Origin of the sequence: Paraburkholderia solisilvae, assembly GCF_902859875.1 — a bacterium.
Classification (GTDB): Bacteria; Pseudomonadota; Gammaproteobacteria; order Burkholderiales; family Burkholderiaceae; genus Paraburkholderia; species Paraburkholderia solisilvae.
This window is the reverse complement of record NZ_CADIKF010000027.1, coordinates 27,184-39,627: the sequence shown is the minus strand read 5'-3', so window position 1 is coordinate 39,627 and position 12,444 is coordinate 27,184. Positions and strand designations below refer to the sequence as shown.

General features: G+C 61.8%; 11 protein-coding genes. 2 read left to right on the top strand and 9 right to left on the bottom strand.

What is annotated here, in order from left to right:
• Positions 1-45: 45 nt before the first annotated feature.
• From HV675_RS17615 to HV675_RS17580, 8 genes are all read right to left on the bottom strand, one after another.
• Positions 46-612: a fimbrial protein gene (locus HV675_RS17615; protein ID WP_175112213.1), complete on the bottom strand. Its 567-nt coding sequence runs from the start codon at positions 610-612 to the stop codon at positions 46-48.
• A 52-nt stretch (positions 613-664) separates the two neighbouring features.
• Positions 665-1,231: a fimbrial protein gene (locus HV675_RS17610; protein ID WP_175112212.1), complete on the bottom strand. Its 567-nt coding sequence runs from the start codon at positions 1,229-1,231 to the stop codon at positions 665-667.
• A 554-nt stretch (positions 1,232-1,785) separates the two neighbouring features.
• A complete protein-coding gene (locus tag HV675_RS17605) occupies positions 1,786-2,076 on the bottom strand; it encodes an H-NS histone family protein (RefSeq protein WP_175112211.1) in 291 nt (96 codons plus the stop codon).
• Positions 2,077-2,173: 97 nt separating this feature from the next.
• Complete coding sequence (locus HV675_RS17600) at positions 2,174-2,380, bottom strand: hypothetical protein (RefSeq protein WP_175112210.1); 207 nt, start codon at positions 2,378-2,380, stop codon at positions 2,174-2,176.
• Positions 2,381-3,191: 811 nt separating this feature from the next.
• Positions 3,192-3,773 (bottom strand): BON domain-containing protein, encoded by a 582-nt coding sequence (locus tag HV675_RS17595; protein WP_377700705.1) that lies wholly within the window; start codon positions 3,771-3,773, stop codon positions 3,192-3,194.
• Positions 3,774-4,243: 470 nt separating this feature from the next.
• On the bottom strand, positions 4,244-4,591 hold the full coding sequence (locus HV675_RS17590) for a BON domain-containing protein (RefSeq protein ID WP_175112209.1): 348 nt from the start codon (positions 4,589-4,591) through the stop codon (positions 4,244-4,246).
• Positions 4,592-4,990: 399 nt separating this feature from the next.
• Complete coding sequence (locus tag HV675_RS17585) at positions 4,991-5,533, bottom strand: cytochrome b (RefSeq protein WP_175112208.1); 543 nt, start codon at positions 5,531-5,533, stop codon at positions 4,991-4,993.
• Positions 5,530-6,600 carry a catalase family peroxidase gene (locus HV675_RS17580; RefSeq protein ID WP_377700713.1) on the bottom strand — a complete coding sequence of 357 codons (1,071 nt, stop codon included), beginning with the start codon at positions 6,598-6,600 and terminating at the stop codon, positions 5,530-5,532. The genes HV675_RS17585 and HV675_RS17580 overlap by 4 nt, the downstream gene beginning before the upstream one ends.
• A gap of 217 nt (positions 6,601-6,817) precedes the next feature.
• Here HV675_RS17580 and maiA point away from each other — a divergent pair, with 217 nt between their 5' ends.
• Positions 6,818-7,498, top strand: coding sequence for a maleylacetoacetate isomerase (gene maiA, locus HV675_RS17575; RefSeq protein ID WP_175112206.1), 681 nt, complete (start codon positions 6,818-6,820; stop codon positions 7,496-7,498).
• Positions 7,499-7,539: 41 nt separating this feature from the next.
• Here the strand turns inward: maiA and HV675_RS17570 are convergent, their stop codons facing one another.
• Complete coding sequence (locus tag HV675_RS17570; RefSeq protein ID WP_175112205.1) at positions 7,540-11,052, bottom strand: ATP-binding protein; 3,513 nt, start codon at positions 11,050-11,052, stop codon at positions 7,540-7,542.
• A 694-nt stretch (positions 11,053-11,746) separates the two neighbouring features.
• On the opposite strand from HV675_RS17570, the gene HV675_RS17565 reads away from it, so the two are divergent.
• Complete coding sequence (locus HV675_RS17565; protein WP_175112204.1) at positions 11,747-12,298, top strand: DinB family protein; 552 nt, start codon at positions 11,747-11,749, stop codon at positions 12,296-12,298.
• The last annotated feature ends 146 nt before the right edge of the window (positions 12,299-12,444 follow it).

Genomic DNA, 12,444 nt, shown 5'->3' with positions numbered 1-12,444 from the left:
CTTTTAAAAAAGGCGTTTGTGTTAGCAAACGCCTTCTAAAGACCCTTACTGATATTGCATCGTATATTCGACAGAACTTGTCACCGGACCGGCTTCGGCCTTACCTGTCGCAATGTATTGCGCGAAATAATTAAGGATAGCTGAGCCACTGGTGATCGGCTTGCCATTTTCGGCAATCTGGTTATTGGTGCCGTCACGAATATCGATCGGTTGGAGCTGGTCGTTCAGCAAACGGATTTCGACGTTCTTTGCAGCATCGCCGAGGACCACGTTTTTCAGATAGCCATTCGACTGATCGACCGTCGGGCCATTTTCAAAGCGGGCGAGCGCCTTGGTTGCCAGTCCCGAGCAGCCGCTCAACACCATCTGGATATCACCCATGTTCGATGTGCCGGCCACGTCGCCGGCGACTGTCAGCGAGCCCGCCGGAACCTCCGGCAGATTCGCGCTGATGTTCGCCAGCGAGCCGGTCTCGGCGCCGTTGATCGAGCACGTCGTATCCGTGATGGCGCCGCGAACGTCAAGCGTACCGTCGGCCGCATGCGCATTGATTGACGCCACGCCCACCAGACCAGCGGAAACCAGCGCAAGCGTGGAGAGAAGAGACTTCATGTCTGTTTCCTGAAGAGAGCAAAAGAGGATTACAAACGCCATGACGCACGGCTTACTGGTATTGCATCGTGTATTGCACCGACGTCGATACGCTGCCCGCTTGCGCCTTACCGGTTGCGTAATACTGTGCAAAGTACTTCAACACTGCCGAGCCACCGGTAATCGCCGTGCCGTTGCTGTCGATATCGTTGTTCTGGCCGGTCAAAATATTGATCGGTTGCATGTTCACATTAAGCAAACGCACCTCGACGTTTTGGGCGGCGTTCGTCCCGCTCATGTTCTTCAGATAACCGGACGACTGATCGACTGTCGAGCCGTTCTCGAAACGGGCCGTGGCCTTGGTCGCCGCACCCGAGCAACCGCTCAGCACCATCTGGATATCGCCCGCGTTCGACGTGCCGGCGACCGCGCCTGCCGACGCGAGCGAGCCCGCCTGAACCGTCGGCAACGTCACCGAAATATCGGCCGGCGTGCCTGATGTCGCTCCGTTGATCGAACACGTCGTGTCCGACACCGAGCCTTGAATGGTGATCGTGCCGTCCGCGGCATGAGCGTTGAGCGACGCGATGCCGACCAGGCCACCAGCAACCAAAACGAGCGTAGAAAAGCGCAGTTTCATGTTTGATACTCCAAAAAATTGAACGAAGCAGGTTGAGATTGGCGGGTCTGCATGCGTGTCGCATGGTGGTGCGCCAGTCCTGACTGGCCCATCGCTCCAGCCTCGTTGTCGGAGGCTTTGATGAAGCGCTGAAGCAGTGATCAGGTTGAATAGAATCTTAAAAATGTTGCGGATAAGAGTCCGTAAGACGACTCTTAAAATTGAGATGGTTGTCTCGACAAAGAATGGGACGCTGTCAAAGCGAAAAGGCGAAGGTGAGGGTTTTCAGGAGCCGCAATGAGCCGGCCTCGGAAGCCGATAAAACATCGGAAGGCGAACTGTCGTCCGGGGCAAAAGCGCGTTAAAGACCGGTAATCGCCCGCAACCGACCCGTACCTGGCGCTCTTCCATGTCGTCACGGACTTGCGACACAAAAGAAAACGCCCCATCGGCTGCCCGATGCGGCGTCGTTAAGAAGGAAAGGTGAGGATATTCGGGATGAGCCGCGTGGGCGCCCGGCGAGCCACATCGCGCGCTGGACGCAACGCCGGCCGACGCGAAGCGTCCGCCGGCGCTTACTCTTCAATCAGAAACCGGTCGCGATTCTTCCCCGCCAGCCAGCCGGGCGCCCGGCCGCGGCCGCTCCACGTCTCGCCGGTCTTCGGGTTGCGATACTTCGGAGGAAGAGCCGGCTTGCGCGCCGCCGGACGTTTGCTCGAAAAGCCGAGTTCCTCGGCGGTGATGCCGTATTCGGCAATCTTCTCCCTGATATCGGCTATGGCCTGCGCCACTTCCTTTTCGCGGGCAAGTGACATTTCCTTATGAAGCTTGTCGAGTTGCGCAGTGAGCTGCTTATACGTGGCCATCGAGCATCGTCTCCTTTGAGTGTCGAGTACGGCAGTGTGACCGTACCAGACACAAAAAGTGCCGTGTAGCCTGTATTGCCCGGAGAAAGGAATGAGATCAGCTCTTGCGCGCCCTCGCCTCGAGCGCCTTCAATGCTTCGCTGAGCTTCTTGACGCGGTCCGCCTGCGCCGGAACCAATACCGCGCTGGAGACCGAATTGATGCGATTTCGCCAATAAGACAACGGAATGCCGTCATTCGGCGAAATGCGAGACATTATCCGCTCCAGGTGCTCGATATCCTTTTCGATCTGATCGTGATTCATCGCCTTCCCCGTATTGTCTATATGTCGAGTCACTCGACTATTGCGCGAACGGTGTTGTAAAAAATCGCCCTCACCGTTTCACGAGCTTTATTGTTCGTTTCAGACGTCTTTTCCGGTATTGCGTGAAACAGCATGTGGGTTTTATCTCACACGCATCGTCGCGGCGAACGACTGCAAACGAATGTAAAGCGGCGGCCCGCACCTGTCCGTTGGCCGCCGCACGGAAAGGCGCTACTGACTACCGCACAGATCGGTAAAAATGCCGTATCGAGAGGAATTCGAAGTGGAACACGCGCGGGCGCCGGGAAGAAGCCGCATCGCCGGGGGATAAACCCGGATGCCGACAGATTTATGCGCGCAGAATATGCCTTGCGTGAGAGTCAGCCGTAATTAACAGCGATATAAAAAGCGGCGCCTGATTTACCGTAACCCCGGCAATCGCGCCGCTTCGCCATTACTTGTGTTTGCATGCATACAGCAGACTGCGAACGCCGCTTTCCACGGTTTGACGGACCACTTCATACCCGCCGCCGCCGCAGTTGGCCGCCGCCTGCTGCTCGCAGGAATCTGAGCCGCTCTGACATTGGACGACCGTAGTCGGACTGCCATCCGACGCGAACAACGGCGCGCTGCTGCCGCATCCGCCCAATGCGGCACCCGCCGCCAGCGTGGCAACCACGTACACCGCCCGGAACGGACTGAACGCACGACCGGCGCGCACCGCAAAGACCTTTTTGCGTTTCATAGGCAACCCCGATAGGACCTCTTGTTTTTCGACTTCAGGATTGTGCCATGTGCGCGCTGCATTGCGTCACTGCGCGTCGCTCGTGCTCGCCGGCCGGTCAGGTGCGGCAAGGGTCTTGTAGGGGGCCGGCGCGTGCGCACCCGACCCGATGCGGATAAAGACCTGCTCGACGTCGGGAATCGCCTCGAGTTGCCGGCGCATCGCCTGCCCATCGAACGACGCCGGAGCGCAGCCTTCCACATAGACGAAGCGGCGCTGCACCGTAATCCACAGGCTGGTGCCGTCAAACGGGTGAGGGTCGCTGAAACGCGCATGAATCGCATCGGCGATCGGTTGGTCATACATATACGAATTGGGCTTCGTGCATTGATGCGCGAGCCAGCAGGTGGTGCCGCGTTCGACCCGGTAGTGCGCGTCGTCCTCCATCTGCGCGCGGGTCATCAACGGACCAAGCGGGACCGGACAGTCCGCGATTGCATGCGACAGTTCGAAAAACGGATCGCTGAACCAGTTCTTGCGTTCGACTGCACCGCCGGATGACGCGGGCTGTTGCGCATACGCGAGCGGCGCATGCCACAGCATGCATGCCCCCGCCAGCACGACCGCCATGCCGGCGATGCGCATACGCAGGGTGCCTGAACGTGCCATCGCATCTCCCTCTGCTGTGTCTGCCGGATCCACGCCGGCCAGCGTTTCGGACTTCGATGTTGTATGCCGCAAGCGTGCCGATTTACTTGTGACTGCCAGGCGACAAAACATCCACCGTCGCGGTCGCCGGGGTAATCCGTGGATTCGTGTCGGGGCACCTACAGCGCATGGCCCACGGGCAGAACGTAGGATCTGACAGCCGACACGCTCAGGAGACTCACCGGCACAGACATGTCAGAGCTATCGGAAATCGTGAAAAAGCCGAGGAAGTGATTGCTGGACTGCAGCGCACCACACTGACCGTGGTCGATAACGCCGCGCCCAATCAACAACAGCGCCCGCGTCCACAAAAGATGGACGCGCAGGAGTCGCCCTGCCCAAACCGGGCAGGGCGACTCCTGTTCATGAATGCCGTGTAGCGCAGCGGGCTGCGATTCAGCATCGCCGCCGCCAGAACAACGCAAGCAAGCCTAACCATTCCCACCGTGGAACAGCGTCAGCTTGTTCGACACCGACGTCACGCCCTGCACCTGGCGCGTGACCTCTTCGGCCTGGCTGATCTGCGAGCCGTCCTTGACGCTTCCGCTCAGCGTCACCGCACCGTTACGCGCCTTGACGAACACGCCGGATACATCGAAGCCAGGGGTCTTGCCCAACGCACGCCGTACGGCTTTGGCCAACGCCCGGTCAGCCTGTTTCACCGACTTGGCATTGGTCGACGGCGCGGCCGCAGCGGTGTCGTTCTGTGCGAATGCGGGTGAAGTGGCGACAGCCATGCCGGCCGCCAACAACAGCGCTTGTATGATCCTTCGTTTCATGTTCGCCTCCTCGCTGCACGTTATTGCCATCATATGGCCATGATTTCCAGCAATGTAGGCTATTCGGAAGGAATTCGCAAAGAAGGCGTCCGCGGCGTTGCCGCAAAACGATGCAAGCCAATACGGCGCCGCATCGCAACGCGGCCGGACGATTCAGCAAGCGCTAAACATCACGGCCCGAAGCGCAACGTGGGGTGACGCGGCTCGCCCGATAGATAACCCGACACCACCGGTCTGTTCCGCATACGTGGCGCTTTGGCTGCGCGGTCGATCCATCAGCCCGTGACCGGCCGCCGCGTCAATTTGCGCCAGCGGTAACCGCTGTGCCGGTCATCCTTGCGCATCATTGGTTTAACGAACGATTCGGCGAGGCCGATCACGCATTCCGGTTTCGGCCACTCAGCCTCGATTGCCGCGCGCCATGCTGGAAAACACGCCGTCGCGACGAATCAGACCATGGAACATAGCCGCGGCCAGATGCGCGAGGAAAGTGACGAACAGCAGCATCGCGAGCCACGTATGCGCACCGCGCAGGAACGCATAAAGGCGCGGGTTCTGCGGCACGATCGGCGGCAGATCGAAACCAGGAAACATATGCACCGGGAAACCGCCGGCCGACAGCATCGACCAGCCGATCAGCGGCATCGCGAACAGCAGCAGATACAGCACCCAATGCGAGCCGAGCGCCATGCAGCGCTGCCAGCCCGGCATGTCGGCCGGCAACGGCGGCGGCCGGTGCGTGATGCGCACGATCAGCCGCAGCACCACCAGCACGAAAATCGCAATGCCGAGCGGCCGGTGGATCGCGATCAACGTCAGGTGCAGTCGCGACACGGTGGCGACCATCCCCACGCCGATAAACAGCATTGCAATCACGAACGGCGCCATCAGCCAATGGAAGAAACGCGCGGGCAAACTGAAATGAACATGACCTGCTTTCATTGATGGCCTTCTATCGACGAAATCTGCCCTGCGGGCATATGAGCTTCCTCACGAAGCCTACGATCATAGGACACCGCGTATGCCGACGAACGCGCCGCGAGCAGCGGATCGTCGGATGGCTTGAGGCCGTCGGGCAGCACGGTCGGATCGTAATTGATGTCGCGGCAGTCGCCATCGGCCTGCGCACTTTCGCGTTCGATGGTCAACGTACCCGCATCGATCTGCCTGCGATCGTCCGGCCACGCCCGGGTCGCATCGTCCGTCACGTCGCCCGGCGCGGCCACCGTCAGAATCAGATGCCAGCGCAACGGCCCCTGTGCGAGCCGGCTCGAAAGCTCTTCGGACAGATAGTCCGGTGCGTTGCCGCTCGGCTTCGCCGGCGCATAAGGCACTTCGGGCACCATCGCCCAGCGCACGAACGAAGTATTGCCCTCCGCATCGATCGCCCTGAACGCGTTGATGCTGTAGTAAGCCGCATTGGCGAAACTGCTCGACGGCGGATGTGCCTTGACCCATGTCTGGAACGGCTGCGTTTCCGGATGCGCCGCGAAAAACGCCTTCATCTTCGCCGGATCGGGCTTGCCGGTGGCCGGGTCGGGCTTGCCCGCGGCGAGCTGCTCATAAAACGCCTCGGGTGTATTGACCACGAATATCGGCGTGTTGTTCATCCCGGTGCGCCATTGCGCATGATTCGGCAACTGGAATTCCAGCGCGAAACTCCGCACCGGCGGACCGCCGTCGGGTGTCATCGGATTCGGCCCGGGAATGGCGAAGCGCCCGATCACCGGAGTACGCACCGGGTCGAACACCTCAGCACGTGAAATGCCGGACGCCTTGCCGTTGCCTTCGAAATATCCTGCTACGCATACGCCTTTCGCGTGATTGCGCCGGAAACCCGGATGCACCCCGGAATATGTTTCGAATTTATTGACAATGTGTTGCGGCGTGAGCCGGTCTGGCGCGGCAAAACCCGCGACATAGACAAAAGCGCCGCCCACCGCGAGCACCACTAAACCGATCGCACACAGTCTGCCGATTTCTCCGGCATGCTGGGCGGGATGGCGCAGGAGTTCGGTCAACGAAAACGGTCGTTCGTTCATGAAACCTACCTTTGCGTAAGATTTGCAAAAGGGGCGAACACGGGCTTTGCGCATTTATTCCACCCATAAACGAAGTCGTGCAAATGTAAGGTTAAACGTTGGCCGGCCTGCTTAACGAAGCAATGCAAACAAATACGGCGGCGTTTATCCTAACCACGCTCAAACTTCTCCCAGGAATTCAATCATGTCTGAATGCAGCCAATTTGAACTATTCGGTTTCTGGCGATCGTCGGCCACGTATCGTGTACGTGTCGCGCTGAACCTGAAGAAAATGGACGCGCAGGAAATGACGATCGATCTCGATGCCGGTCAGCAGCAAAGCCCGGAGTTCCTGAAGGTCAATCCGCTCGGCGCGCTGCCGACGCTGATCGAGCCGGGACAGCAGCCGCTCACGCAATCGCTTGCAATTCTCGAATACCTCGAGGAACTGCAACCGACCCCGCCGCTGCTGCCGTCCGATCCCCGCGGGCGCGCGCGGGTCCGCTCGATCTCGTCGATGCTGACCGCCGATACCCACCCGCTCGTCGTGCCGCGCGTGAAGAACTACCTGATGGAGCGCGCCGGTTTCGATCTCGCCGCGTGGCGCGACTGGCAAATTCAATGGTTCGGCGCAGGCATTCGCGCCACGGAGAGGCGGCTTGCCACCGAGACCGGTACCGGCATCTGGTGCCACGGCGATTCGCCGACATTTGCGGATATCGCTCTGGCGAGCATCATCGCCGTGATGCGCGTGTTCCAGATATCGATTCCGAACACCCCGACCATCGACCGCATCATCGCGAAGTGCGATACGCATGAAGCCTTTCTGAAGGCGGCGCCGTACCGGCAGATCGGTGCGCCGCCGGTGCCGGTCAGCGGCCGGTGATGGCTGCGGGCGTGTCCTGAAGTGGGAGACTCTGTTTCGAGTCAGTGCAGCGACGGCTCATCGAGCCCGAAGTGACTGCGCAACGCGTCGTGCAATTCCTGCGCGAGTTGCGCGATAGCGGGCGTCCATGTGTCCGCCGCATCGCACATGCGCTGCAGTTCGCGGCACCGCTCGGCGAATTGCGGCTCGTGGACAATCAAGAACGCGCCGCCCGCGCTATGCGCCCAGTCGCGCAGCGCCGCGCGGTCGCCCGCATCGACAATGCCTGCAAGCTTCGGCAAGTCGGTCGTCAGATGGTCCTTCAACATCGCGAGATAGTGCGATTTGTCGGACGCATCGAGTGTGTCGTGGCCGAACGTTGCGGGTTTATCAGGCTCGTCGGCGGCGTGGTGCGGCTGCGCTTCGCGGGCGCCCACGCGCAGCGCGAGCAGGCCGGTCTGCAATTGTTGCAACGACGCGGGCTTCGGAATGTAACCGGCAAAGCCGCGCTGCCGCCATTCTTGCGCCTGCTCCGCACCCGTGACCGCGCTGAAGGCGACCACCGGCAACGCAGGATGCGCTTCGCGCAAGGCCGCCATCAACGTGTAACCGTCCATCGCCGGCATATGGATATCGGTCAGCACGAGATCCGCGTCGGTCTGCGCAAGCACCGCCAGCGCCTGTTTGCCGTCGCCGACAACAATCGGCACGCAGCCGAGCGTCGTCAACTGCTCGGTGACGAGCGCCTGGTTCAACGGGTTGTCTTCCGCGACCAGCACGCGCATGCCGCTCAACGCTGACGAATCCACCGCCCGCATACCGGCGGCTGCCGGATGCGACGCCGCTTCAAGCGAAGACTCGTCGCGTGAAGCAGTGTCGACGCCCACGGCTTCTGGGCGTGCGCCGCCGTCGTCACTCACAGCAAGCTCGATCGTCGCAGCGAGTGCACACTGACTGAACCCACTCACCTCGAACACGCGTTCGCCGCGTGTGACCGGGTTCAGCGGGCCAGCCGCCGTCATCCATACGACGCCAACCGGAAGCAGCGCGCGCAACGCCGCAATCGCGTCGTCGCGGTACTCGCCGGTGACGATCATGAACGCGGGCCGGTTCACGCGCAGCCACGTCGCAGCCGCCGCAAGCGACGTCATGCAGGTCGCCTGCCAGCCTTGCTGCGTCAGCACTTCTTCAAGCCATTGCGCGGTTGCGATCTCCTGACACAGCACGAAGGCGCTGCCGCGCGAAGTTGCGTGCAACGACGCTGCGTCACGCTCCGCGACACTCGCAGCAGATTCGGATGCCACCGCAAGCGGCAATATCGCCGTGAATGCGCTGCCGACGCCCTGCACGCTTTCAACGGCAATCTTTCCGCCCATCAATTCGCACAGCCGCACGCAGATCGACAGACCGAGGCCGGTCCCGCCGAAGCGGCTCGCCGTGCCGGGCTCAGCCTGCGCAAACGGCTTGAAGATCCGCGCCACCTGCTGCGCGTCCATGCCGATTCCCGAATCGCTGACACGGCAGACAAGCGTATTGCGTCCCTGTTCATCGGTTTGCATGCGCGCGCTTAGCGTCACCTTTCCGCTCGATGTGAACTTGAATGCATTGCTCAACAGGTTGTTGACGATTTGCACGATGCGCGTGCGGTCGCCGCACCAGGTTCGATGCAATGCCGGCGACAGGTGCGCATGAAAATTCAGCGGCCGTCCTTCGACAAGCGGCGCATAGGACAGCGCGAGACTCTCGAGGTCCTCCAGCGGGCTGAATGGTTCGCTGACGAGCTTCATCATGCCGGCATCGATCTTGGAGAAATCGAGAATATCGTTGACGATGCGCCGCAAGCCGTCCGCCGCCATGCCGAGCGCGCGCACCCTCGGCTCGTGCGACTCGAGTCCGGGACTGCGCGATAACAGTTCGAGATTGCCGAGCAGCGCGTTCATCGGTGTGCGGATTTCGTGGCTCATCGCCGCGAAGAAATTGCTTTGCGCGCGCATCATCTCTTCGGTTTTGCGTTGCGCCACGCGCAACTGCTGGCTGAGCCGATGGCTGACAGAGATGTCGAGAATCGCGCAGAACAGCACGTTTTCGCCGTCGTGACGCGCGGCGCCATAGTTGATTTGCAGCATTTGCGCGTCCGGCGCATCGGTCTGCCCCGGCAGCGCGGACACCAGAAACTCCGCCTGTTTGCGTGCCGACTGCGTGTCGCCGGACGGTGACGCCGACGTGCGCAGCCGACATTCCGTATAGGCGGCCGCGATATGCGGCGGCAACCCCGTCGCGTCGCCCAGATGCAGCAGATCGCGCGCAAGCTGGTTCGACGCGACGATCGAAAAGTCATGTTGCCGCACGATGCACAGCCCGACCGGCGTCGCACTCACGACGATATGATTGATCGTCTCGTTTTCCAGTGCATGCAGTGCCTCCTCGTGCCAGATGCGCAGCAACCGCATGCCCCAGAACTTCGCAGTCAACGCCACCGCGGTCACCAGCAACAGTCCGAGCACAGCGATCACGCCGAGTTGCAGCGCCGCGGCGGCAATGATCGCGCGCCACGACACATAGCTGACGAGGAGACCGCGACCGGGCGTGACCGCATCGACGAATACGGCGCCGCGCAGCGTATAGCGGATATCGCCGACGGGCGTGCGGTCGCCGAGTTCGCGCAGCCACTGCGTCAGCGACGGCGCAAGCGGCGGCTTGGACGCAATCGTGCGGTGTTGAATCGAGCCTAACAGGAGTGTCGCGGAATGCGGCGGCTGGCTGAGATCGGCGAGTATTGCGCTGGTGGGAATGGTGATCGCGATCAGCGCGACCGGTTTGTCGCCGGCGCGCTGGATACTCAGGATCGACAGGACCGGCACGCCCAGCAGCGGATCCATATACGGTCCAGCCAGCACGTGCTCGCCCTTGTCGAGCGTGCGCTTGCCCAATTGCGCCGCCAGCGTGCCGAGCAGGGTCTCGCGCAACGAAGCCGCCAGCCCCGCATCGAGCCGAGGCGCCTTCGCATCCGCGTGCGAGGCGACGGGCGGCAGGATCGCCGCATAGTCGCCGTCAAGCCCGATCAGCGTCACCTGAAACGGCAACGCCAACGCTTCGCGTGTCGCACCGGTCGCTTGCGCGGCTTCGGCCACGCGCCACAACTGCGTACTCAACTGGTCGCCCCACGCCGCGCGCGTGCGCTCCGACACGATCACGTCGAACAGCATATCGGGCGCCGTCGACTGACCAACCGCCACGCCGGATTCAGCGACCTCGCGGACCATGTCGTGCGGCGCATCATGCGCGTCCTGCGTCTGATGATAGAACTGCACCGTCAATTCGGTGCGCACCAGAAACGCGACGCTGCGATGAAAAAACAGCGAAATGTCAGACGCATTCTGCGTGCTGAGTCTGCGCTGCAGATCCAGCTGCTTGTCGATCGCGAGCACGGCGAGAAGGAGTGCCGATAGTGTGACGATCGCGATCAGCACGACAATGGTCGCGAAGTACAGCCGCTGCTGGCGCCGCGCATTCGAGGCGAGGGAGGCGAATGCCTCGGCAAGCGACTCCTGCGTGCGGTCGAGGATGTTGGGCATCGCGTTAGCGCCGATGAGGTACGCCGCGGCAACGTGCGCGTCTCGCTTCGCTCGCAAACCACTGCGTGAGCGCGACCGTCCGCGGGCAACAGGGTGAATTCAGTGTAGGCCGTTTCTACCCGCCTCGCGATGTTATGTCTGATGGATCGGCGTAAGCCCCACCTCGACAAACATCGATTGACCCGTCAGCATGAAATGGTCAGCGTCCCGAAGTGTGTGCGGGCCGGCTGACCCGAGTAACAACGGCGTTTTCGCGGCCCGTCCCTTGTGGACGGGCTATTTTTTATCGGCCGCCGCGCCGGACATCGGGATTGCCGCCGCTGTCGTGCGATGACGAGTCGCTACGATGGCCTGTGGTCGCGTCGCTGTCGATGCATGCCGTTCGAATGGATGTGCGCACGGCACGATGGATCCCGCCACGCCATCGCAGCGCAAGCAAAGCCATAAAGCAATAAATACCTGGTCACCACTACCGTGCCGCAAAAATTTCCTAACAACGTACAGGCCGCACAGACAAGTCGCGAGCCGCCCTGCATCGTCATGCATTAGACGCTGCGTCCGACCAGGAATAGTCATCGAACAGTGTTAGGCTCGTTCGACCGGCGCGAGCGCCGTTGTCGGAACCGCACTGACGCGCAGCGGTTGCTGCGAGTGCGTTTCGTGTCTTTCAATAACCGGCAGCAGGAGGATCGCGATGCATGCCCCCGTCGCCGCGCTTCCGGCGCACTTGGCCGCGATGGCTCGCAACAACGCGTGGTCCAATGCGCGCCTTTATCGCGCCTGCCTCATGTTGTCCGATGAGGCCTTCGCCGGGCGCCGCGTCAGCTTCTTTCCGTCGCTGCAGTTGACGCTGAACCACATCCTGCTGGTCGACCGTTACTACTACGACGCGCTCGTCAACGGCGGCGAAGGCCTCGCGATCTTCGCCAGCGACGTACCGTACCCGCGCTGCGCGGACCTGTGGCCGGCGCAGCGCGCGCTCGACCGCGCGCTCACCGGCTGGTGCGACGCGCTCGACGACGCGGCGCTGCAGCGCGACGTGCTGATCGATCGCGGGCCGGAGGTCGGCGTGCAACGCGAGACGGTCGGCACAGTGCTGCCGCATCTGTTCGTTCATCAGATTCACCATCGCGGCCAGGCGCACGCGATGCTGGCCGGCACCGACGTGGCGCCGCCGCAGCTGGACGAGTTTTTCCTGCTTGCCGATGCGCCCGCGCGCGCGCGCGATCTGGCGGCGCCCGATTGAACGGCGCCGATAAAACGCGCGGGGCCGCCCTGACGCAACAGTGTGACGCGCACCGCATCGGGGCACAAAAAATGCAACGGGCGGCGCGGCAAGTCGCGTTAAACTGGCTTCAGCATTCGAGTTGCTTGCGCCGCGCATAGTCTGCC